Source organism: Allobosea sp. P5_A5 (assembly GCF_056400625.1).
In genome coordinates this window covers 440,172-463,155 of record NZ_JBFUKY010000003.1, presented here as the reverse complement: position 1 = coordinate 463,155, position 22,984 = coordinate 440,172, and the positions used below count along the sequence as shown (strand labels likewise).

General features: G+C 66.4%; 18 protein-coding genes. 10 read left to right on the top strand and 8 right to left on the bottom strand.

Translation table 11 applies throughout. From position 1 onward, the window contains the following. The first annotated feature begins 62 nt into the window (after positions 1-62). Together AC1DR6_RS09025 and AC1DR6_RS09020 are read left to right on the top strand one after the other, a co-directional pair. On the top strand, positions 63-1,238 hold the full coding sequence (locus AC1DR6_RS09025; RefSeq protein ID WP_476828857.1) for a vWA domain-containing protein: 1,176 nt from the start codon (positions 63-65) through the stop codon (positions 1,236-1,238). A gap of 185 nt (positions 1,239-1,423) precedes the next feature. Continuing rightward, positions 1,424-2,020: a hypothetical protein gene (locus tag AC1DR6_RS09020; protein ID WP_476828856.1), complete on the top strand. Its 597-nt coding sequence runs from the start codon at positions 1,424-1,426 to the stop codon at positions 2,018-2,020. Here the strand turns inward: AC1DR6_RS09020 and AC1DR6_RS09015 are convergent, their stop codons facing one another. The 3 genes from AC1DR6_RS09015 to AC1DR6_RS09005 form a co-directional block, all read right to left on the bottom strand. Beyond that, the gene (locus AC1DR6_RS09015) at positions 2,021-2,446 is read right to left on the bottom strand and encodes a universal stress protein (RefSeq protein ID WP_476828855.1); all 426 of its coding nucleotides are present in this window, start codon (positions 2,444-2,446) and stop codon (positions 2,021-2,023) included. Between the two features lie 254 nt (positions 2,447-2,700). Continuing rightward, positions 2,701-3,021 carry a 2Fe-2S iron-sulfur cluster-binding protein gene (locus AC1DR6_RS09010; protein WP_476828854.1) on the bottom strand — a complete coding sequence of 107 codons (321 nt, stop codon included), beginning with the start codon at positions 3,019-3,021 and terminating at the stop codon, positions 2,701-2,703. 109 nt (positions 3,022-3,130) lie between these two features. Beyond that, positions 3,131-3,469 (bottom strand): Hpt domain-containing protein, encoded by a 339-nt coding sequence (locus AC1DR6_RS09005; RefSeq protein ID WP_476828853.1) that lies wholly within the window; start codon positions 3,467-3,469, stop codon positions 3,131-3,133. Between the two features lie 251 nt (positions 3,470-3,720). Between AC1DR6_RS09005 and AC1DR6_RS09000 the strand changes: the two genes are divergently transcribed. Continuing rightward, complete coding sequence (locus AC1DR6_RS09000) at positions 3,721-9,786, top strand: apolipoprotein A-IV repeat region-like domain-containing protein (protein WP_476828852.1); 6,066 nt, start codon at positions 3,721-3,723, stop codon at positions 9,784-9,786. Positions 9,787-9,855: 69 nt separating this feature from the next. Further along, on the top strand, positions 9,856-10,317 hold the full coding sequence (locus tag AC1DR6_RS08995; RefSeq protein ID WP_476828851.1) for a GNAT family N-acetyltransferase: 462 nt from the start codon (positions 9,856-9,858) through the stop codon (positions 10,315-10,317). Positions 10,318-10,339: 22 nt separating this feature from the next. Here AC1DR6_RS08995 and AC1DR6_RS08990 read toward each other — a convergent pair whose 3' ends face one another. Genes AC1DR6_RS08990 through AC1DR6_RS08975 form a run of 4 tightly spaced genes read right to left on the bottom strand, consistent with a single transcriptional unit; the run spans position 10,340 to position 14,071 of the window. Continuing rightward, on the bottom strand, positions 10,340-10,942 hold the full coding sequence (locus AC1DR6_RS08990) for an ABC-type transport auxiliary lipoprotein family protein (protein ID WP_476828850.1): 603 nt from the start codon (positions 10,940-10,942) through the stop codon (positions 10,340-10,342). Position 10,943: 1 nt separating this feature from the next. After that, the gene (locus tag AC1DR6_RS08985) at positions 10,944-12,086 is read right to left on the bottom strand and encodes an MlaD family protein (protein WP_476828849.1); all 1,143 of its coding nucleotides are present in this window, start codon (positions 12,084-12,086) and stop codon (positions 10,944-10,946) included. Between the two features lie 3 nt (positions 12,087-12,089). Further along, the gene (locus tag AC1DR6_RS08980) at positions 12,090-12,923 is read right to left on the bottom strand and encodes an ABC transporter ATP-binding protein (RefSeq protein ID WP_476828848.1); all 834 of its coding nucleotides are present in this window, start codon (positions 12,921-12,923) and stop codon (positions 12,090-12,092) included. Positions 12,924-12,925: 2 nt separating this feature from the next. After that, on the bottom strand, positions 12,926-14,071 hold the full coding sequence (locus AC1DR6_RS08975) for an MlaE family lipid ABC transporter permease subunit (protein WP_476828847.1): 1,146 nt from the start codon (positions 14,069-14,071) through the stop codon (positions 12,926-12,928). Between the two features lie 302 nt (positions 14,072-14,373). Between AC1DR6_RS08975 and AC1DR6_RS08970 the strand changes: the two genes are divergently transcribed. Together AC1DR6_RS08970 and AC1DR6_RS08965 are read left to right on the top strand one after the other, a co-directional pair. Beyond that, positions 14,374-15,240: a hypothetical protein gene (locus tag AC1DR6_RS08970; protein WP_476828846.1), complete on the top strand. Its 867-nt coding sequence runs from the start codon at positions 14,374-14,376 to the stop codon at positions 15,238-15,240. Between the two features lie 115 nt (positions 15,241-15,355). Next, the gene (locus tag AC1DR6_RS08965) at positions 15,356-16,120 is read left to right on the top strand and encodes an MBL fold metallo-hydrolase (protein WP_476828845.1); all 765 of its coding nucleotides are present in this window, start codon (positions 15,356-15,358) and stop codon (positions 16,118-16,120) included. A gap of 3 nt (positions 16,121-16,123) precedes the next feature. Here the strand turns inward: AC1DR6_RS08965 and otnK are convergent, their stop codons facing one another. Then, positions 16,124-17,389 (bottom strand): 3-oxo-tetronate kinase, encoded by a 1,266-nt coding sequence (gene otnK, locus AC1DR6_RS08960; RefSeq protein ID WP_476828844.1) that lies wholly within the window; start codon positions 17,387-17,389, stop codon positions 16,124-16,126. 251 nt (positions 17,390-17,640) lie between these two features. On the opposite strand from otnK, the gene AC1DR6_RS08955 reads away from it, so the two are divergent. The 4 genes from AC1DR6_RS08955 to AC1DR6_RS08940 all read left to right on the top strand — a co-directional run bounded on the left by AC1DR6_RS08955 (position 17,641) and on the right by AC1DR6_RS08940 (position 22,941). Then, a complete protein-coding gene (locus AC1DR6_RS08955) occupies positions 17,641-19,158 on the top strand; it encodes an ABC transporter substrate-binding protein (RefSeq protein WP_476828843.1) in 1,518 nt (505 codons plus the stop codon). Between the two features lie 142 nt (positions 19,159-19,300). Further along, entirely contained in the window at positions 19,301-20,245 is a 945-nt protein-coding gene (locus AC1DR6_RS08950) for an ABC transporter permease (RefSeq protein ID WP_476828842.1), read from the top strand. After that, on the top strand, positions 20,245-21,123 hold the full coding sequence (locus AC1DR6_RS08945) for an ABC transporter permease (protein ID WP_476828841.1): 879 nt from the start codon (positions 20,245-20,247) through the stop codon (positions 21,121-21,123). The genes AC1DR6_RS08950 and AC1DR6_RS08945 overlap by 1 nt, the downstream gene beginning before the upstream one ends. Positions 21,124-21,141: 18 nt before the next feature. After that, positions 21,142-22,941, top strand: coding sequence for a gamma-glutamyltransferase family protein (locus AC1DR6_RS08940; protein ID WP_476828840.1), 1,800 nt, complete (start codon positions 21,142-21,144; stop codon positions 22,939-22,941). The last annotated feature ends 43 nt before the right edge of the window (positions 22,942-22,984 follow it).

The following is a 22,984-nucleotide window of genomic DNA, read 5'->3' as shown; positions in this document are numbered from 1 at the left end:
CGTTTGCGCGCGTTCGCCGAACGCTGCTTGAACCGGACCGGCCCTGCCCTCACAGTGGCGGGATGTTCCTGCGCCTCTTTACCGATCTGCGAGCCGCCAAGGTCCCGGTGACCCTGCGCGAATATCTGACGCTGCTCGAAGGCGTCGATGCCGACCTCGCCGAGTATAAGGTCGACGAGTTCTATTACCTCGCCCGCGCCACGCTGGTGAAGGACGAGCGCCATCTCGACAAGTTCGACCGCGTCTTTGCCCAGGTCTTCAAGGGCATGGAGACGTTGCAGCAGGCGATCGAAGCTGCCGGCATTCCCGAGGAATGGCTTCGCAAGCTCGCCGAGAAATTCCTGAGCGAGGACGAACGCAGCCAGATCGAGGCGCTCGGCTGGGACAAGCTCTGGGAAACGCTGAAACAGCGGCTCGAGGAGCAGAAGGGCCGCCATCAGGGCGGCAGCAAGTGGATCGGCACCGCCGGCACCTCGCCTTTCGGCGCCTATGGGTCCAACCCTGAAGGCATCCGCATCGGCCAAGACACGAACCGCAACTTCCGCGCGGTGAAGGTCTGGGACAAGCGCGAGTTCAAGGATTTCGACGACACCCGCGAGCTCGGCGTCCGCAATATGCGCGTCGCGCTGCGCAGGCTCCGGCGTTTCGCCCGCACGGGGGCGGCCGAAGAACTCGACCTCGACACCACCATCTCCGAAACCGCCCGCAACGGCTATCTTGACGTGAAGCTCCGGCCGGAGCGGCGCAACGCCGTGAAGGTTCTGCTCTTCCTGGATGTCGGCGGCTCGATGGATTGGCATGTCGAGCTGGCCGAAGAGCTGTTCTCGGCGGCACGGGCCGAGTTCAAGCATTTCGAGCATTTCTACTTCCACAACTGTCCTTATGAGCGAGTGTGGAAGGAAAACCGACGCCGCCACGACCAGATCATTCCGACTTCGGAGGTGCTGCGCACCTATCCCTCGGATTATCGCGCCGTCTTCGTCGGCGACGCCTCGATGAGCCCGTATGAGATCGCGATGCCGGGCGGCTCCGTCGAGCACTGGAACGAGGAGGCGGGCTCGGTCTGGATGGAGCGGCTGGTGGCTAAGTTCCCGAAATCCGTGTGGCTGAACCCCGTCCAGCCGCATCTGTGGAGTTATACCCAGTCGATCCGCCAGATCGGCGGGCTGATGGGTGGCCGGATGTTCCCCCTGACGCTGGACGGGCTGGACGGCGCCATGCGCGTTCTGGTGCGGTGAGGCCGGCGCCTTTCGCTCACGCACCGCATCACTTAAGGCTGGTTTCGCCAGCCCGACCCGTCATTGCGAGCGGAGCGAAGCAATCCAGAGGACCGGGCCGAACGTCACCGCCCTTCTGGATGGCTCCGTCGCTTCGCTTCTCGCAATGACGGCTCTTCGATCCAAACCCCTCTCGACCAGACATCATGACCGATCAAACCGAAGACCTTCCGCCGCCGAGCTGGCGCCAGCGACCGAAGCCTGTCGGCTTCGAGATCGCCTACAAGCTCGACGGCGGCGTGCTGGAAGTCGACCGGACACGGGCGGTCGACCGGATCAGGCTGAGTGCAGTCGAGGAAGTCCGGTATCTTTTCGCGCCGGGCAACATTTCGTCGAAAGGCTACAAGACGCGGCTGCGGCTGAGCGACGGCAGGACCGTCACTTTCGGTAATTTGTCGTGGCGCTCGCTCACCGATCTCGATCGCGACGATGCCCGCTATCACCGCTTCGTCGCGGCACTCGCCGCCGCGATATCGCGCGCCAATCCTAAAACGCGCTTCGTCGCCGGCCGGCCGCGGGCCTTGTGGATCGCAACGGCGGCGGTGGGCGGCCTCTCGCTTGCGATGCTCGCCTTCTTCACGTTCACCGCCTTTCAGCGCGGCATGAACGGCGCGGGCCTGCTTGGGTTTCTGCTCTTGGCCGCGTCCTATTGGCAGGTCTGGCCTCTGATGAGCCTCAACCGGCCTCGCGAACTCGCGACCGGCGCAGTGCCGGACGATCTGGTTCCCGGCCGGACACGCTGATCAGCGCCTGACGACGAGAACCGAGCATTTGGCGCGCCGCACGATCGCCGAGGCGTTCGAGCCGAGGACGTAGGCGAGCACGCCGGGCTCGTGCGAGGCGACGACGATGAGGTCCGTGCCGGTGGCTTCCGCCTCGGCCAGCACCTCGCCCTGCACCGAGCCCATCATAACCTTGGCGGAGACCTGCTCCGGAGGAAGTTCGACGGAGGCTGCGATCTGCGCGAGCTTTCTCTCGGCGTCCTGCTGCTGATCGGCGTCGAATTCGGCCGGTACGAACTCCATGTAGGTCATCGGCACCAGCGAGCGCACATAGATCAGACGGATGACGCCGTTCGAGGCCGTGGCGAAATTCACCGCCGCCTCGATCGCCGGCTGGGCCAGTTCCGGCTCGGCCAAGTCGACGGGAACCATGATGGATCGATACATGGCAGACTCCTCCATACTGGTTGCTGCAACCAGTCTGGAGATTGCCAGCCCACGACGCATTGATCCAACGCAAATCGTGGCAGCCGATGTCGCGGCTCAGCCGGCCTTGGGTCCAACGAGACCTCATCCTGAGGAGCCGCGGCACGCGGCGTCCCAGAGGATGCTTCCGGAAGCTCTGGAGGAAACTTGACCATCCTTCGAGACGCAAGCTGGCTTGCTCCTCAGGATGAGGCTGCGAGAGACTTACTGCCCTCTCAGCCCTGCCGCGAGGGCGTCCTGACCACCAGCCCATCAAGTTCGGGCTTGATGCGAATCTGGCAGGACAGACGCGATGTCGGCCGGACGTCGAAGGCGAAGTCCAGCATGTCCTCTTCCATCGGCTCGGGGGTGCCTGTCTTCGCCGTCCACGCGTCGTCGACATAGACGTGGCAGGTGGCACAGGCGCAGGCGCCGCCACATTCGGCTTCGATACCCGGGACCTCGTTTCGGATCGCGGTTTCCATCACGGTCGCGCCGACCTCGGCGTCGACGGTGCGGCTCTCGCCATGGGCATCGATATAGGTGATTTTCGGCATGATGAACTCCGGCAGTGCCGCTGCCGTCCCCTTGAAGCAAGCGCGGCTATAGCTCGCCCAGCCTAGAGCATTTCGAAGCAAGGCGGAACGGCTGCCGGCGCAGCGCCGACTATGCGGCGCAGTCGAAACGGGAAATCGCGGCACGTGCCTCCGCCGCCGCGAGCGCCAGCGCGTCCATCGCGGTTTCGATGCGACGCGCATCGGTCGCCGTGAGGCTGGACTCGATGATGTCCGCCGCCTCCGCGACCTGCCAGGCGCCGATGGCGCGCGCGGCACCCTTCAAGGTGTGAGCGGCGTCGATGCGGGTCTTGGTGTCGGCGCCGGCGTGAATGGTGCGCAGATGGGCGACGCATTGCTGGGCGAAGAGATGCAGCAGCTCCCGCTCCAGTTCGTGATCCCCGCCGGTCTGAAGAGCGAGATGGTCGGTATCGATAGGCTTGCGGGTCATGGCGGAGAACTCGGGAACGCGGGTTGAAAGCGCCGCAACGGCGGCCTTTCCCTATTCTAGAAGCGCCTTGATGGTGAATGAGGCGTTAACGACGTTTGTGAATCGGCCACTCAAATGGGTTTCCAAGGGTGGGGGGCTCCACTACCCTACCAATTGGTAAACGATGGGCGCAGTGTCGCCGTTCTTCCGGTCAGAGGCGGCCAGGCGGTTCGGTCAAGCGGTCATCGAAGTGGCGTGGCGAGGCGGCAATCATGAATCGACCCAAGAAGCTCCAGGATCCCACTGAAGCTGCGATGTCGGCCATCGAGGAGGCTCTCCGCCTCGAACAGCCGCAGGGCGCGACGGAAACCCCTGTCGAAACCGAGCTGCGCATGCCCGCCACCAGCGCCGACGATCTCCGGCTCGAAATGCCGAAGGTCGAGCCCGCCGCCGCTCCCCTTCCCGCCCCGGCGGCCGCGCAACCGCCGCGCGCCACCATCGCCCCCGACACCAGCCGCGTCGCCAATGACGACCGCCGCGATTCGAGCTCGCTGGTGCAGGCCTTCTCGGTGCGTCCCTCGCGCAAGCCCTACTGGTTCGCCGGCCTCGCCTCCGCCGCCTGGCTCGGCGGCGCCGCCTTCGTTCTGCTGCAGCGTTTCGGTTCCTTCAGCGACGGCCTGCCCGCCCCCGTCGCCGCCTTTGGAATCGGCGAATGGACGCTGCTTTCGCTTGCCATCGGCGCGCCCGTGGTGTTCTTCTTCGTGCTCGCTGCGTTGTATCGCCGGACGCAGGAAATGCGCGTGATCTCGCGCGCGATGACGGAAGTCGCGCTGCGACTGGCCGAGCCCGAGGTCGCCGGCGCCGATTCTGTGATTTCGCTCAGCCAGACCATCCGTCGCGAGGTCGCGGCGATGGGAGATGGCATCGAGCGCGCCGTGGCGCGTGCCGGAGAGCTCGAGACCATCGTGCGTGGCGAGATCTCGACGCTTGAGCGCGCCTATGCCGACAATGAAATCCGCCTGCGCTCGCTCATCGACGAGTTGGTGACGCAGCGCGAGGCCGTGGTCGGCAATGCCGAGCGAGTGAAGCTTGCCATCAGCGGTGCGCATGAGGGCCTCGCCAAGGACCTCGAAGGCGTCAGCCGCGCCATCGCGGATGCCGTCGCGCAGGCCGGGGACCGGGTCACCGGTTCGCTCGGTGCCAAGGGCGACCAGATCACCCAGGCGCTCGGGCGCGCCGGCGAGCGCATGATCGAGGAAATCAGCGGCCGCAGCCATGATCTCGTCGAGCGGCTCCAGGTCACGTCGGGCGAGGTTTCGGAGCGGCTTTCGGGCGCGAGCGACAATCTGTCCACCATGCTGGACGGCCGCGCGCAGGAGATCGCGGCCTCGCTGGAGCGAACCGGCGCGGTGCTGACCGGCGGCCTGACCGCCGAGGCTCAAAACGTCACCCGCGCGATCAGCGACACCGGCCTGCAGATGGCCGAGACGCTCGCGGCGCGCGTCGAGACCGTCAACGAGACCTTGAAAGCCACCGGCGAGACGCTGGCGAAGGATATTTCCGAGCGCGGGACGGAAGCTGCGGATCGCTTCGAGGCCAGCAGCCGCGGCATGGTCGCGTTGATCGAGAGCCAGAGCGAGACCCTGCAGAAGCGCCTGTCGGAAGCCGGCGAGACCCTGCGCAGCGTGCTGTCCGACGAAGGCGACAGCGTCACCACCCGCCTCGCCGAGGTCGGCCGGGGCGTCAACAGCCTGCTCACCCGCCAGAACGATGCGATCACGACCCGGCTCAACGAGGTCGGCGAGACGATCGGCAACAGCATCGGCCACCATGGCGAGACGCTCGTCGGCCGCCTGAACGAGACGGCACGGACCGTCGACGACGTGCTGCGCGAGCGCAGCGAGGCGATCATCCTGCGCGTCAACGATGCCGGCGAAACGTTGGGGGCGACCGTCGACCGGCATGGCGACGCGCTTACCGGACGCTTCAGCGAGGTCGTCGACCACGTCAACGTCCTGTTCAACGAGCATGGCGTCAAGCTCGTCAGCCGCCTGAACGAAACCGGCGAGACCGTGCACGGGGTGCTGGACAGGCAGGCCGACGCTCTGGTCGGCCGGGTGTCGAACGCCGGCAACGAACTCGCCCGCATCGTCGGCGAGCAGAGCGACAACGTGGTCACCCGCGTGTCCGGCGCCGGTGCCGACGTGGCGAAGCTCCTTGAAGAGCGCAGCGAGGCTATGGTCTCGAACGTCTCGGGAGCTGGTGCGGACGTCGCCAGGCTGCTCGAAGAGCGGAGCGAGGCTTTGGTTTCCAACGTCTCGGGTGCCGGGGCGGAAGTCGCCAAGCTGCTCGAAGAGCGGAGCGAGGCGCTCGTCTCCAGCGTCTCCGGAGCTGTCAACGCGGTCGAGACGCGTCTGCGCGACGAAAGCGACGTGCTGGTCGGCCGGCTCAGCCAGGCGGGCCAGGATGTCAGCCGCGTCGTCAGCCATGAAAGCGAGCGCATGATCGCCGGGCTGACCGAAACCGGCGAGCGTGTCAGCGCCTTGCTGGAGGAGCAATCCGGCGCGATGACCGTCAAGGTTTCTCAGGCGGGGCTCGAGATCAAGGACCTGCTCGGCAGCGAGAGCCAGGCCGTCGCCGCGCGCATCGCCGATGTCGGCCGCTCCGTGCACGGCATCTTGAGCGAGCGCAGCGGCGCGTTGATCAGCCGCCTCGCCGAAACCGGCGAGAGCATCGACCAGAAGCTCGACGAGCGTGGTCTGGCGCTGTCCACCCGCATCGCCGGCACGGTCGAGAACGCGCGCGCCGCCATGGAAGAGCAGCAGGCCGCCTTCCTGGTCAGCGTCGGCCAGACCGGCGACAAGGTCGCGACCCTGCTCGGCGAGCAGCGCGAGACGCTGGTGCACGGGCTGGCTGAGACCGGCCGCGAGGTGCATGCCCTGCTCGGCGGGCAGAGCGAGGAGCTGGCGCGCCGCATGAGCGATGCGACCCGCAGCCTCTCCGATACGATCAATGTCGACGGCCGTCAGGTCGCCGACCGCGTCACGGCCGCGACGCAGGAACTGCGCGACACCTTCACCGTCCATGCCGACGAGGCGCGCACCTTGCTCGCCGGTACGGGCCGCGAAATCGTGACGGCGCTGACCCAACAGGGCGGGCGCGTCAACGAAGCGCTCGCCGCCAACGCCGAGTCGATGCTGCGCTCGGTCGAAGGCCGCGCGCAGGCGCTGACCGAGGCGCTGGCGAGCCGCCACGACGCCCTCGTCAGGCTCTTCGACGAGCGCGGCGGCGCTATCGAAACGACGCTCGGTGCCCGGATCGCTGCGTTGACCGACCTCTTCGATACGCAAGGCCGCGTCGTCGAGAACGGGCTCGCGGATCGGCTTGCCGTCTTCGAAGACCTCATCGTCGAGAAGGGCGGCGCGCTCACCGCCAAGATTTCCGGCGATGCGCTCGCGCTCACCGAAGCGCTCAATACCGGCATCGCACAGGTCGAAAAGCTGATCTCGGAGGACGGCGTGACGCTGGCCGACAAGGTCGGCACCCGCGCGCTCGAAGCAGCCGAGCTGCTGGCCCATCGCACCCGCCAGGCGGCGGATTCGATGGAGGATCAGATCAAGCTGTTCGAGGAGCGCTCCGGCGCCAAGAGCACCGAGATCGCCGGCGCGCTCGACAGCCTGATCGCCCGCATGGACGGCAGCCTGGGAGCTCGCGCCACTGCGCTCAACGAGGCGCTCGTGGAACGCACGGTCGACATCGCCCGCGTGCTGGCGGAGGGCGGCCGCGAGGTCACCCGCGCGCTCGCCGCCAAGGCGGACGAGATCGGCGAGGTCGTCACCTCCAAGAGCGAATCGCTGACGCGCACGCTCAGCGACAAGGCCGACACCATCAACGCCACGCTCGGCGGCCGCGCGCTCCAGATCGCCGATACGCTCGACCAGAGCGTCGCGCGCTTCGAGGATCGTGTCGTCGGCCGGCTGGACATCGTCTCGCACACGCTCGACACCCGCGGCGACGAGATCGCGGCGGCCTTGCAGGGCCGCTCGGAGGCGATCGCCTCCACGCTCAGCGAGCGCGCTCAGGAGCTGCGCACGCTGTTCGACGTCAACGGCAACGGCATGGTCTCGGCGCTCGCCGAGCAAAGCGAGCAGATCGCCGCTGCGCTCGACCAGCGCGCCGAACATCTCCGCACCCTGTTCGATGATCGCGGGCTCGGCATCGTCGCCTCGCTCGGCCGTCGTGGCGATGCGATCTCGCTGGCGCTCGACCAGCGCACCGAGCAGTTGCGGACGCTGTTCGACGACAAGGGCGCGGGCATCGTCGAGGCGCTGATGCGGCAGGGCACGGCCGTCTCCGGCACGATCTCGGAGCAGATCGAGACGTTGCGGGCCCTGCTCGATGCCAAGAGCGCCGGGCTTGGCGACACACTGGGCGAGCATGGCCGGACCATCTCCTCGCTGATCGACGAGCGGGCCGCTGCCCTGCGCGGCGTCTTCGACACCACAGGCAGCAGCATGATCGAGGCGTTCAACGAGCGCGGCGAGGCGATTTCCGCCGAGCTGGCGAGCGTCGGCGACACCGTCGTTCGCGCTTTGGAGAGCCGCGGCAACGCGATCGTCTTCGGCGTGCGCGACCGCGGCGCGGCGATCGCCGAAGCGGTCGAGACCTCGTCCAACGCCCTGCGCGAGACGCTCGAAAACGGTTCGCGCCAGTCCGTCGAGGCACTGGTCGGCACCAACGAGCAGCTTCGCGACGAGCTCGGCGGCATGCTCGGTCGCCTCGGCGAAGCCAACAAGCTGATGCAGCAGATCGTCAACGGCGCGAATCGCAATCTCGCAGCCGTCGAAAGCAGCCTCTCGACCCGCGTCGGTGAGTTGCAGAATGTCATCGGCACCGTGATGGAAGAGGCCAACCGGACCTCGCAGCAGGTCACCGCACAGATCGCCGAACTGAAAAGCTTCTCGGAAGGCACGCTGCGCGATGCGGCTGGTCTCGTCGAGCGGCTCGACGACAAGACCGGCTCCCTCGACGATGTCTCCAAGGCAGGCGCAGCCGCACTCGGCGCGGTGCTCGGCCGGCTGGAGCAGGTCGAGACCCGCGTGGGCCATGCCCTCGCCGAACGGCGCGACTCGCTGGAGCAGTTGCACGGCCTGATCGGAAGCCGCACCGACGATGTCGAGGCGATCACCCGTTCCTTTGCCGCGATGATCGACGAATCGCTCGGCACGGCCGAGGCACGGGCACGCCAGATCGGCTCGGTACTGTCGGATTCGGCGGAAGCGACGACCAGCGCCATCGCCCAGCAGTTCGAGACCATCCGCTCCGCGACCGGCAAAGAGCGCGAGCGCACCGCCGACGCGCTGCGGGCCGCCTATGCGCAGGTCGCCACCGAGCTCGGCGGCGAGTTGTCCAAGGTCACGGAGCGCTTCCAGACGGCGGCGCAAGACATGCGCGGCGTCACCGCCGACATCCAGCGCGAGCTGGAGGTGACCCGGGCGGAGCTGAAGCGCGGCGTGCTCGAACTGCCGCAGGAGGCCCAGGAATCGACCTCGGCCATGCGCCGCGTCGTCGCCGAGCAGATCAAGGCGCTGAACGATCTCACCGAGATCGTGACCCGCGCCGGACGTCGCGGCGACGTCTCGCTGCCGATCGACCAGGCACCCCGTCGCCAGGTCGCGGCCGCTGTCTCGCAGTCTGTGGCGGTTCCGGTTCAGGCGGCGATCCAGGCGCCGCCCGCAGCGCAGCCGAAGCCCGCAGCCGAGGCCCCACTCCTGCGGCCTTCCCTCGACGCGACCCCGGAGCCTGTCCGCACCGAGGCTGCCCCGGAGCGCAACGAGCCGAAGCCGGCTCCACGTCCGGCGCCCGCCCCGGCTGCCGACATCGCCCGGCGCCAACCGGAGCCGCAACAGCCCGCCAAGGCCGGATGGCTCTCCGATCTCCTGACCCGCGCGTCGCGTGAGGACAAAGCGCCAGAGGCCTCAAAGCCGACGACGCACTCGATCGAGAAGCTCGATTCACTCTCGGTCGACATCGCCCGCATGATCGATCACGATGCGGCCGTCGAGCTGTGGGACCGCTACAAGCGCGGCGAACGCAACGTCTTCACCCGGCGCCTCTACACGCTGCAGGGCCAGCAGACCTTCGACGAGATTCGCCGCAAATACCGTCGCGACACCGAGTTCAAGGAGACGGTCGACCGCTATATCGACGAGTTCGAGCGGCTGCTCGGCGAAGCCGCCAAGGACGATCGCGACTCGATGGTGGCGAAGACCTATCTCACCTCGGAGACCGGCAAGGTCTACACGATGCTGGCGCATGCCAGCGGGCGCTTCGAATAAGCGCCCTGCCCCCACCCAAATAAAAAGGCCGCCCCCGGGGGCGGCCTTTTTTGTTCCTCGGAGATGATCTTGCTGCGCATCGTCACGACCAACGAACGACCAGAACTCGCGGAGGTGACCGGCGTCTGGCGCTGGAACGCCTTCTTCAGAAAGGATGGCTTCTCACTCGATGAGGTCATGGCTCGCGAGCGAGCCTGCGCCTCCGATTCCGGCCTGCTGCCGAGCGTGCTCGTGCTGCTGAAGGACGACACCCCGATCGGAATGGTCGCCCTGTGCGACGACGATCTCGAAGGCCGACCGGAGCTCAATCCCTGGCTTGCGGGAATGTTCGTCGTGCCAGAGCATCGCGAGCGAGGTTACGCTCGCAAGCTCATCGGTGCGCTCGAGGATTTCGCCCGCGAGAACGGCATCGAGCACCTGTCGCTTTACACCGAGACAGCCGTCGACCTCTATCTCAAATGCGGATGGCGCCCGCTGGACACCTTCCCGCGAGACGCGAAGACGTTCACCCTCATGCGGAAACGGCTCTAAACACGCTTTTTTGGCTGAGCGCTCAGCGCGCCCAGCGCACGATCTCGATCAGCACCTGCGAGAGCGCGCGATCCAGCGCCTGGGTGGCCCCGCCCGCGTCGACGGATCCGGCCGGAACCCGAGCCGAGAAGAGCTTCGCGCGCTGGATCCGGCCGGTGCTGTCGCCCACAAGCTTCGCGGTGATCTCGACCACGGCAGTGCCTGAACCGGCGTCGATATTGAAGCTCCGGATGTCGGTGAGCAGCTGGGCGCTCGGCGTCACGCGCTGATCGGGCGCGGCAACGGAGGCGATGCGGCCGGCGTTCTCGAAGGTCTGGATCAGCCGCGTCTGCACCAGCGCCGGCACCGTATCGGCCCATTGGGCACCGCCGACGAAGGACAGCGCGCCGCTGGAATCCTTGACGATGACGCGGTCGGAATCCAGCGCCTGCACGGTCATTGGCCGCGCCACGGCCAGCGTGGCCCGCGCGCCACCGACGCGGCCGAAGCCGTTCGGGGCCGTCAGGTCGAACGTCGTCGGCGTCGGGCCACCGCCGCAACCGGCCAGCAGGAGGGACGCACCCAGCGCCAGCCCGGACAGGCAGAGACGGGCGAGAGACGGGGTCTGCGGGGCCTTGTGGATCATCCTAGCGGGCTCCGTTGTATTGAGGCAGCGGCGGCTTGCCGCCGAAGATCAGCTGCTGCGGGTTGCGCTCGAGGCTGCGGAGCGTGCGGTTGATCTCCGTCAGCACGCGCTTGGCGTCCGAAACGGTCGAATCCACATTGCGCAGGCCGACACCGGTGAAGCGGTTGATGCCGAGCGAGATCTCCGCCGTGCGCCTGTCGAGATTATCGGCCAGTACGCGGATCGATTTCGCGGCATCCGCGACCTCGTTCAGCGCGCTGCGCCCATCGGGACCCGATGCCGTGTTCAGGAAGGACTGCGCACCCTTCAGCACACCCTCGACCTGATCCGCGGCGCGGTTGAGCTTCTCGGTGATCGAAGCGACGTTATTGACCGCCTTCTGCGTATCGGCGCTGGAATTGCCGAGCGCGGCGGTGAACTTGTCGACGTTGTCCACGATCTCGGTGATCTTCCGGCGATCGACCGACTTCACCACTTCGGTCAGCTCTTCGCTGAGCGCCTGAAGCTTCTGCGAGAGCGGCTGGATCGTCTCGGCGATGCTGCCGAAGCTCGCCATGAGCTTGTCCACGGCGCCGGAATTGTTTCCGAGAGCCTCGGAGAATTTCTCGATATTGCGGACGGTGTTGTTGATCGGGCCGGTGTTCTGCTTGATCAGCCCATCCAGCGAACCGAGCATGCCATCGGCCTTTTGCGCGACGTTGCGCACGGTCTCGAGAATGTCCTGCAATTCGGACCGTTCGGCGATGATCGTCGGCATCGGCTCGCCGGGCTTAGCCTCCAAAGGCGGCGCATCGGGGTCACCGCCGATGAGTTGCAGCGCGACGACGCCGGCCAAGCCTTGCGCCTCGATGCGGGCGCGGGTGTCGATGCGGATCGGCGTGGTGGCATTGACCTGGATGACCGCGAAGATGCGGCGCGGATCGTCCGGCTGCAGCTCGATCGTCGTCACTTCACCGACCCGCAGGCCGTTGAACAGAACGCTGGAGCCGCGGCCCAGCCCGGTGACGGAGCCGACGAAGATGACGCGGACATTCTCCCGCTTTCCGGAGCCGCCGCTGTTGAACCAGAAGACGAAGCCGAAAGCCGCCGCGAGGACAGCGAGGGTGAAAAGTCCGACGAGAGCGTAATTTGCGCGCGATTCCATGGGTTAGCCGTTCTGCTCCCGTTTCCCGGACGGTTTCCGGGCCGTCGCTCGCTCACCACCGAAATAGGCTTTCAGCCAGGGATGATCGGACTGCACCATCGTTTCAAGAGATCCGACCGCGATGACCTTCCTGTCGGCCAAGGCGGCAATGCGATCGCAGGCGTCGTAGAGGCTGTCGAGGTCATGGGTGACCATGAAGACCGTCAACCCCAGCGTCTGCTTCAACGTCATGATCAAGGCATCGAAATCGGCCGCGCCGATCGGATCGAGGCCCGAGGTCGGCTCGTCGAGGAAGACGATCTCGGGGTCGAGCGCCAGCGCACGGGCGAGCGCAGCCCGCTTGATCATTCCGCCCGACAATTCGGAGGGTGATTTGTCCGCCGCATCCGGCGGCAGCCCGACGAGATCGAGCTTCACCATCGCCAGTTCGTCGAGCAGGCCGGGCGACAGGTCGAGGTACTCCCGCATCGGCACCTGGATGTTCTGCTTGACGCTCAAAGCAGAAAACAGCGCACCCTGCTGGAACATCACGCCGAAACGACGCTCGAGCGCCCGCCTCTGCGCGCCCTTGAGCTCGTCGACATTCTCGCCGAAGACTTCGATGGTGCCGCGCTGCTTTTGCACGAGGCCGAGGATCGTGCGCGTCAGCACCGATTTACCCTGACCGGAGCCGCCGACGAAGCCGAGGATCTCGCCGCGCTTCACGTCTAGGTCCAGCCCGTCCATGATGACCTTGTCGCCGAACGCGACCTTGAGATCGCGCACGCGGATCACAACGTCGTCCTGATCCTCGTCGGTCTCATGGTCCTGGGACAGATGCTGCTCCTGCGTTGCCATGTTCAAAACGAAATCGAGGAAAAGAACATGGCGAACAGGGCGTCCACGACGATCACCATGAAAATCGCCTTCACCACCGAGGCCGTGACCTGACGCCCGAGCGACTCGGCCGAGCCCTTGACCGCGAGGCCCTCGATCGAAGCGATCAGGCCGATCACGAAGGCCATGAACGGCGCTTTGATGAGGCCGACGGCGAAATGCTTCCAGGTGATGACCGATTGCAGCCGCGCCAGGAACGTGTCCATCCCGATGCCGCCATAGAGCCAGGAGACAAGCGCGGACCCCGTCAATCCCGACATGGCGGAGATGAAGGTGAGGATCGGCAGCGAGATCACCAGCGCGAGGATGCGCGGCACGATCAGCACCTCGATCGGGTCCAGCCCCATCACGCGCAAGGCGTCGACCTCCTCGCGCATCTTCATCGAGCCGATCTCGGCGGTGATGGCGGAGCCGGAGCGCCCCGCGATCATGATCGAGGTCAACAGCACGGCAAGCTCGCGCAGGATCAGGATGCCGGTGAGATTGACAACGAAGGCCGTCGCGCCGAACTGCTGAAGCTGGAAGATGCCCTGCTGGGCGACGATGCAGCCGACCAGGAACGAGATCAGCATGATGATCGGCGCGCCATTGAAGGCGATCAGCTCGATCTGGTTGATCATCGAAGGGCCGCGGAACTTGCGTGGCCCGACGACCACCGCACCGGAGCCGACGACGACCTCGCCCAGGAACATCGAACCGCCGACCAAGTCGCGACCGAAGCTCACGACGGCCTCGCCGACATTGGCGAGCAGGCCGATGACGCTGATATGTTCGTGCCGGCTGTGCTCGTCCTCGTCATGAACCTTCACCTCCGACAGGAGCAGCTCGTGCTCGCGGCGGTTGCTGACGATCTCGACCTGGCCACCCTCGCGCTCCTGGCGCGATTTCAGGCGGTTGAGGACATAGGCGCCCAGCGTGTCCAGCCGGGAGACGTCGGACAGGTCCAGCCGCGCCTGCTTGCCGGAGGACATGCGGCCGACGATCTCGTCGATGAGCTTTTCCAGCCGTGGAGCGCGATCCGCGCTCCACGAGCCCGCCAGCGCCACAGCCAGCGTTCCGCCATCGTCCCGAAAGATCGCCTGCGGCTCGGCGGCGTCAGCGCTCGGCATATGCCCGTGGTATCCCTCGCCGAAGCCAAAGGCGGCTGAAAGCCAAGCCTTGACCTCGCATTTCCATCGAATCCCCGCCCCTTCGCCCTGTATCGGCGGGGGCGTGGCGCTTGGCAAGCCGCATGGCTGCCCGAAGGGCAGTTACCGCCCTACCGTTGCCCAACCGCCATATCGCCAGGGGCACGCCCGGCCGGGCATCACCGCGCCAAGGCAGCAATTCCTTAAACAATCGTCGCGCAGGCTCGCTTTACAGATGAATTTCCGGCCGCTGATTCGGCCGGCCTTGCGAAAGCAACCCGGTCATGAGCGATGCCCGCTCCCTGACGCCGCTCAGTCAGGCGGATTTCGAGGCGATCGAAGCCGCCGTGCTGGAAACCGCGCGCGGTCGCTGGTTCATGGCCGAATACGCCAAGCGCAACCGACAAGCCGACACCCAGCAATTGCTCACTGCAATCGGCCGGATCGAGCGCGTCGTCGGTCTCGGTGTGCAGGAGACCTCCCGCGAGTCGAACATCCTCGAAGCCGCGGCGCTGATCGGCGATTTGCGAGCCGACCTCGAACGCATGAGCGGGCGGGCCGATGATCGCTCATCGGGCCTCGCTGCCCGCATCGAGGTCGCAGCCGGCGTGATCGTGGCCGCCACCGAAGCCATGCAGGAGGTGGCCTGGACGCTGCGTGAAGCGGGCGCGGAAGAAGCGCTCTGCGATACGCTGGACCGCCGCTCGGCCGAGATTTCCGGCGCGGTCGGCGCGATCGACGGCGTCGTGCAGCGCATCGACAAGATCTCCGACACCATCGCCATGCTCGACTCGAGCCTGCGGGCGTTCGGCGAAGCCTCTTACGCGCCGACGACCAACTTTTTCGAGTTCGAGGATCTCCCGGCGCGAAAGCCGTCTCCGGCGTCGGCCTTGCACGACCTTCCATCGGCCGACTTCGCACAGCCGACGATCGATCGGGTGGAGGCGCAGGAGGCACCGACGCGCATCGACGATCTCGCTCCCGCCGAGCGGCGCATCACGACGGTTGCATTTCTGGACGACGATCTCGTCTTTGCCGAACCCGGCATGCCGGTCGCGGCCCAAGCCGGCGCCATGACCGGCCGATCGGAAGCGGGATTGCGCGATCTCGACGCCATGCCGGCCGATCGCAAGCTCGCCTATTTCGCCTGAAAGCCGGCGCCGCGCGCTTCGACACGCCACGCGAGCGTGCGGAAGGCTTCACAAATCCGAACTGGCCAGTCGTGCTTCTCAGGGCAAGAATGCGCTTCCATCGCATGGAGCCGCCATGAAGCTCGAACTCCTTCGCAATGCGACGCTAAAGCTGGATTACGCGGGCAGGGTCTTCCTGATCGATCCGGATTTCGGCGCGCCGTCCAGCCGCCGCTCCTTCACGGGGCGAGCGCAGAACCCGATGGTGCCACTGCCTCAGCCGGTCGAGACGATCCTTGCAGGCGTCGACACGGTCATCGTCTCGCACCTTCATGCCGACCATTTCGACGATGAAGCGAAGCAGGCGCTGCCGAAGGGTCTGCCGGTGATCTGCCAACCGGGCCAGGAGGATGCCATTGCGCAGGCGGGCTTTGCCGCGGTGACGCCGATCGAATGCTTCGTGAGGCTCGGCGCGAGCGTGCTGAAACGACATCCGGCCCAACACGGGACCGGCGCGGTGGTCGAGACGATGGGCCCCGTGATGGGCCTGAGCTTCGAGGCGCCGGGCGAGCCGACCTTGTACTGGTGCGGCGACAGCGTGCTCTATCCGCCGCTGCGTGATGCCATCGCGGCGATGCGGCCCGACATCATCGTCACGCATTCAGGCGGAGCGCTTTGGGACGGGACGCCGATCATCATGGACGCGGCCCAGACGATCGAACTGGCGCGCGCCTTTCCGGAAGCCACGGTGATCGCCACGCATATGGAAGCGCTCGACCATTGCACGGTGAGCCGCGCCGATCTTCGCAGCGCGGCGGATGTAAGCGGGATCGACGCAAGGCGCCTGCTGATCCCGGCCGATGGCGAGACGCTGGCGATCACCGCGCCCGCCGGGCGTTGAGGCTCAGCGCAGCAGGCCCCAGGCCTTCACGAAGAAATCCGGCGCGCCGAAATTGCCGGATTTAAGCGCCACGACCAACTCAGGCCCATCGACTACCCGCGTCCAGGGCACACCGGGATCGATTTCCGGGCCGATCTCCAGCGTGCGGATGCTCAAACCTAGCACGACAGCACCCGAGGTTTCGCCGCCGGCGATCAGCAGGCGCGAGACGCCCCCCTCCGCCAGCCGCCGAGCGATCTCGGCAAAGGCATCCTCGACGATGCTGCCGGCTTTATCGCGGCCAAGTTTGTCCTGTACCGCCGACACCTCGGCCGGATCGTCGCTCGAATAAAGCAGGAAAGGCGCGTCGGCCGGTTGATCCAGCGCCCATTGCGCCAAACCTGCCGCGTCCTGCGTGCCATCGGCCAGCGCCAGCGGATCGACCTTGAGGGCGGGATAACCGGCGGCGAGCGCCGTTTTGATCTGTCCGCGCGTGGCGGCGGAGCAGCTTCCGGAGATGATGCCGGCTCGACCGGGCGGCGCCGTCAACTGTTCGGGGCCGGCGCGTTCCGGCAGCAATCCCGCCCTGCGGAAATTCTGCGGCAGGCCCATGGCGATCCCGGAACCGCCGGTCAGTAGGACATGCTCGGAGACGGCGTGGCCGAGCGTCATCAGGTCTTCATTGGTCAGCGCGTCGGTGACGGCATACCGAATCCCTTCGGCCTGAAGCTTGGCGAAACGCGCCTTCACCGAAGCGGGGCCGCCGAGCACGATGGCGTAGTCTACGAGCCCGACCGGGCCCTTCATCTGCGCGCCCATCAGCCGCATCAGATTTGAATCCCGCATCGGCGTCAGCGGGTGGTCCTTCATCGTGCTCTCATGCAACGGCACCGCACCGGCAAAAAGGTAACCCTGGTAGATCGAGCGGCCATTGGCCGGAAAAGCCGGGCAGACGATGGCGAAGTCGGTGCCGAGCCGCTGCATCAGCGCGTCCGCGACTGGACCGATATTCCCTTCGGCCGTCGAATCGAAGGTGGAGCAGTATTTGAATAGGATCTGGCGGGCGCCCGAGGCCAGCAGCGCCTCGCAGGCGGCCAGAGAATCCGCGACCGCCTCCGCGACCGGAGTGGTGCGGGATTTCAGTGCGGCGACGATCGCGTCGGCCTCCGGCAGCGCCGCACCCGTGGCCGGGACGCCGATGACCTGCACGGTGCGCATCCCGGCCCGGTTCAGCATCAGCGCCACATCGGTCGCGCCCGTCATGTCGTCGGCGATTACGCCCAGCAGCATTCGTCTTGTCCTTGTGCCCGGCTCATCGCGCCGTCCTCTTGCAGCCTAGCCCGCTCGCGCAGCGCAACCAAATCGAGCGGCCTGCCCAAAAGGCGGGCGATCACGATGCGTGATTTGATGCGGGTAACGGTCGACTGAAACGCGAAGTTGAGTCAACTTGGTCCCGGGAGGAACGATTTCAGGAGCCGCAGGCACGCTTGCCCGCATTGAAAAGGGCCCGTTTCGTTCCATGGTTCGTCGGAGGACAAGGCATGAAGGTCGCTCGCATTCTGGGATCAGTCGCCGCGCTCGCGCTGGCGACGGCGCTGCATCTCGGCCCCGCCGCGGCGCAATCGCCCACGACCCTGCGGATCGGCCTGCAGGAGGACCCCGATGTGCTCGATCCTCACAAGGCGCGCACCTTCGTGGGGCGCATCGTCTTCATGGGGCTCTGCGACAAGCTGCTCGACATCACGCCCGAGCTGAAGCCGGTGCCACGCCTGGCGACCGAGTGGAGCTTCTCGCAGGACGGGCTGACGCTGACGATGAAGCTGCGCAGCGATGCCAAATTCCATGACGGCGAGCCCTTCAACGCGGAGGCTGCCAAGGCCAATCTCGAACGCGCCCGCACCCTGCCCGACTCGCTCCGGAAATCCGAACTCGCCTCCGTCGACACCGTCGAGGCGCCCGACGCCACCACGCTCATCCTCAAGCTGAAGCGCCCCGACGCGACGCTGATCTCGCAGCTGACCGACCGCGCCGGCATGATGCTTTCGCCCAAGACGCTCGGTGGCGATGTCGGCGCCAAGCCCGTCTGCTCCGGCCCCTACAAATTTGTCGAGCGCGTGCAGAACGACCGCATCGTGCTGGAGAAATTCAAGGAGCATTGGGAAGCCGACAAATACGGTTTCGACCGGGTGATCTACCGCTCGATTCCCGACACCACCGTGCGGCTGGCCAATCTGCGTTCGGGCGAACTCGACCTGCTGGAGCGGCTGGCGCCGGCCGACGTCAAATCGGCTCAGGCCGATAGCTCGCTGAAGGTGTTGAGCATGCCGAACCTCGGCTATCAGGGCATCACCATCAACACCAATAATGGCGACGCGGCGAAACAGCCGATGGGCCAGGACAAGCGCGTCCGGCAGGCCTTCTCGCTCTCGATCGACCGCAAGGTGCTGAGCCAGGTGGTGTTCGAGGGGCTCTATGCGCCGATGAACCAGCCCTTCAACCCCGGCAACGAATTCGTCGACAACGCCTTCCCGGTGCCAGAGCGTGATGTCGCCAAGGCCAAGGCGCTGCTGAAGGAAGCGGGCCAGTCCAAGGTCTCGGTCGAGCTCTTCGTCACCAACAATCCTGTCGATACGCAGGTCGGGCAGGTGGTGCAGTCGATGGCGCAGGAGGCCGGCATCGACGTCCAGCTGCGTTCGACGGAATTCGCAAGCCAGCTGCGCGACCAGCAGCAGGGCAAGTTCCAGATGAGCCGCATCGGCTGGTCGGGCCGCACCGACCCGGACGGCAACATCCATCCCTTCGCGACCAGCAAGGGCAACCAGAACGACGGCAAATATTCCAATCCGAAGGTGGACGCCCTGCTCGACGAGGCCCGCACGATCTACGATCCAGCCGAGCGCAAGAAGCGCTACGACGCCGCCCAAGTGATCCTCCAGGACGAGCTGCCGATCGTCTATCTCTACAACCAAACGGTCTTCTTCGCCCTGCGCTCCAACCTCGACGGCTTCGTGATCAATCCGGACGGGCTGATCCGGCTGGCCGGGCTGAAGCGGAAGTGAGGAGGTTGCAGCCTCGTCCGTCATTGCGAGCGCAGCGAAGCAATCCAGGGAGACGTGGAGCTCTGCCGCCTCTGGATTGCTTCGTCGCTGTCGCTCATCGCAATGACGACGCGACGCTTTCCGCCAAAGGGGCACCGGCCCCATGACGACGCTCATCCTGCGCCGCATCCTGATCGCGATCCCGACGCTGCTGCTGGTGTCGCTGATGGTGTTCGCGCTGCAGCGCGCGCTGCCGGGCGATCCGTTTCTGGTGATCGCCGGCGAGGAGCGCGATCCCGAGGTGATCGCAAGGCTGCGCGAGCTTTACCGGATGAACGACCCTGTCGTGGTGCAGTTCTTCGCCTGGCTCGGCCAGGTTCTGCAGGGCGATTTCGGCCGCTCACTGCGCACCGGCGAGCCGGTGCTGCACCTCATCCTACAAAAGCTGCCGGTGACGATGCAGCTTGCGACCGCGTCGATCCTCGTCGCGATCACCATCGGCATTCCCGTCGGCATTCTCGCGGCGCGCTACAAGGGGACGGCGGTCGACTATTCAGCCAGCGCTCTGGCATTGTCGGGGCTCTCGATCCCCAATTTCTGGTTCGGGATCATGCTGATCCTGCTGGTCTCGGTGCATCTCAAATGGCTGCCGGCCTCAGGCTATGAATCGATCTTCGTCCAACCCTGGGAGGCAATCAAAAGGCTGATCCTGCCGGCCTTCGTGCTCGGCAACGGGCTCGCGGCCTTCCTGATGCGCCACACCCGCTCGGCCATGCTGGAGGTGCTGCGCTCCGATTATGTCCGCACCGCCCGCGCCAAGGGGCTCGACGAGAATACGGTCGTCAACCGCCATGCGCTGCGCAACGCGCTGGTGCCGATCATCACGCTGACGACGCTGCTCTTCGGCGAATTGCTGGCGGGCGCGGTTCTGACCGAGCAGGTCTTCACCATCCCCGGCTTCGGCAAGCTGATCGTGGACGCGGTGTTCAACCGCGATTACGGCGTCGTGCAGGGCGTGGTGCTTTGCACCGCAATCGGCTTCATCGTGATGAACCTGATCGCCGACGTGCTCTACATCGTGGTCAATCCGCGGCTGAGAGCCGGCTGATGGCCTCGCTCGATTCCCTCTCCTCTGCCCCGGCGAGCGCCCTCACGGCGAGGCCCGGTGTGTTGACCCGCCTTCTCCGCAATAAATCCGCGCTAATCGGCGGCACCGTCGTGCTGGTCTTCGTGCTGATGGCGGTATTTGCGCCGCTGCTGCCGCTGGCGGACCCGTTCAAGTCGAATTTCCTGGCGATCCGCAAGCCGCCTTCCGAACTCTACTGGTTCGGCACGGACGAATTGGGCCGCGATCAGGTCTCGCGGTTATTCTTCGGGGCGCGCGCCTCGCTGCTCGCCGGCATCGTCTCGGTGCTGATCGCGCTGTCGATCGGCATCCCGTTCGGGCTGCTCGCCGGCTGGTATGGCGGTTGGATCGACATCGCGATTTCGCGCGTCACCGAGGCCATGCTGGCCTGCCCCTTCCTGATCCTCGCCATCGCCTTTGCCGCCGTGCTCGGGCCCTCGCTCACCAATGCGATGATCGCGATCGGATTGTCGGCCGTACCGATCTTCATCAGGCTCGTGCGCGGGCAGGTGATGAGCGTGAAGGCGGAGGATTTCGTCGAGGGCGCGCGGGCGGTCGGCGCGCGCGATCTGCGCCTGATGTTTCGCCATGTGCTGCCCAACACCCTGTCCCCCATCGTGGTGCAGTCGACATTGTTCATGGCGCAGGCGATCATCCTCGAAGCCGCCCTCTCCTTCCTCGGCCTCGGCCAGCAGCCGCCGGCGCCCTCCTGGGGCCAGATGCTGAACGTCGCCAAGAACTTCATGGAGCAGGCGCCGTGGATGTCGGTGGCGCCGGGCGTTTGCATCTTCCTCTGCGTGCTGGGCTTCAACCTGCTCGGCGACGGCCTGCGCGACGCGCTCGATCCAAAAGAAAACTAGGCCTCCAAGGATACGCTCATGTTCACCACCCGCCCCGAGATTCTCGGCACCTTCGGCGTCGTCACCTCGACGCATTGGCTCGCGACTGCGTCGGGCATGGCGATGCTGGAAAAGGGCGGCAACGCCTTCGATGCCTGCGCCGCCGCCGCCTTCGTGCTGCAGGTCGTCGAGCCGCATCTGGTCGGCCCAGCCGGCGACATGCCCGCCATTTTCTACTCGGCCGAGACGAAGAAGGTCGAGGTGCTCTGCGCGCAGGGGCCAGCGCCGCAGGCGGCGACCATCGCGGCCTACAAGGATCTGGGCCTCGACCTCATTCCGGGCTCCGGGCTGCTGGCGACGGTCGTGCCCGGCGCCTTCGGCGGCTGGATGACGCTGCTGCGCGACCATGGCCGCCTGACGCTTCGCGAGGTGTTGGAGCCGGCGATCGGCTATTTCGAGAACGGGCACCCGATGCTGCCACGCGTCTCGGATTCGATCCGCGAGCTGACCGACCTCTTCACCGGCGAATGGCCGACCTCGGGCGCGGTCTATCTGCCCGGCGGCAACGCTCCCGAAGCCCGCAAACTCTTCGCCAACAAGGCCGCAGCCGCCACCTATCGCCGCATCCTCGATGAGGCGGAAGCGGCCGGCTCGGACAGGCAGGAGCAAATCCAGGCCGCCAATGACGCCTGGTACAAGGGCTTCGTCGCCGAGGCGATGGACCGTTTCTGCCGCACGCAGGAGGTGATGGATTCGTCCGGCCGGCGCCATAAAGGCCTGCTCACCGCCGACGACATGGCCCGCTGGCAGCCGACCTATGAGGCACCGGCCTCGGTGCGTTATCACGACTGGGAGGTCCACAAGATCGGCCCCTGGGGCCAGGGCCCGGTCTTCCTGCAGACGCTCAAGATCCTCGAAGGCATCGACATCGCCGGGATGGGACCGGCGAGCCCCGAATTCGTGCACCACGTCACCGAGGCGATGAAGCTCGCCTTCGCCGACCGCGAGGCCTATTACGGCGACCCCGATTTCGTGAACGTGCCGCTGGCGACGTTGCTCTCGGACGATTACGCCGCCGGGCGCCGAAGCCTGATCGGCGAGCAGGCTTCGCTCGAACTGCGCCCCGGCGCCCTGCCCGGCTTCGAGGCCCAGGTGGCGCAGACGTTGAAGGCGCTGGGTGCGATCGCGCAGCCCGCGGCCGGCAGCGCGAGTGTCGGCGAGCCGACCATGGCGTCCATGGTCGCGGCCGGCCGCAAGGGCGACACGGTCCATATCGACGTCATCGACAAATGGGGCAACATGATCGCGGCGACGCCGTCCGGCGGCTGGCTGCAATCCTCGCCTGTCATTCCGGAACTCGGCTTCCCGCTGAATTCGCGGGCGCAGATGTTCTGGCTGGAAGAGGGCCTGCCGGCCTCGCTGGCGCCGGGCAAACGCCCGCGCACGACGCTGACACCGACCATCGCTTTCGAGAACGGCAAGCCGCGGCTCGCCTTCGGCACGCCGGGCGGCGATCAGCAGGAGCAATGGCAGCTCGGGCTGTTCCTGCGACGGGTCCATCACGGGCTCAACCTGCAGGAGGCGATCGATCTGCCGCTGTTCCACACGCAGCATTTCCCCTCCTCCTTCTATCCCCGGACGTCGCGGCCGGGCCATCTCATGGTCGAGGAAACGATCGGCGCGCCTGCGATCATGGAGCTGGAGCGGCGCGGCCACCGCATCGAAAAGGCTCCGGCCTGGACGGTGGGACGGCTGACGGCGGCGGAACGCGGCGACGACGGCCTCTTGCGCGCCGCCGCGACGCCGCGTCTGATGCAGGCCTATGCGGCGGGGCGGTAGGCTGCCGCTCATCCTTTAACCCTCATCCTGAGGAGCCGCGAAG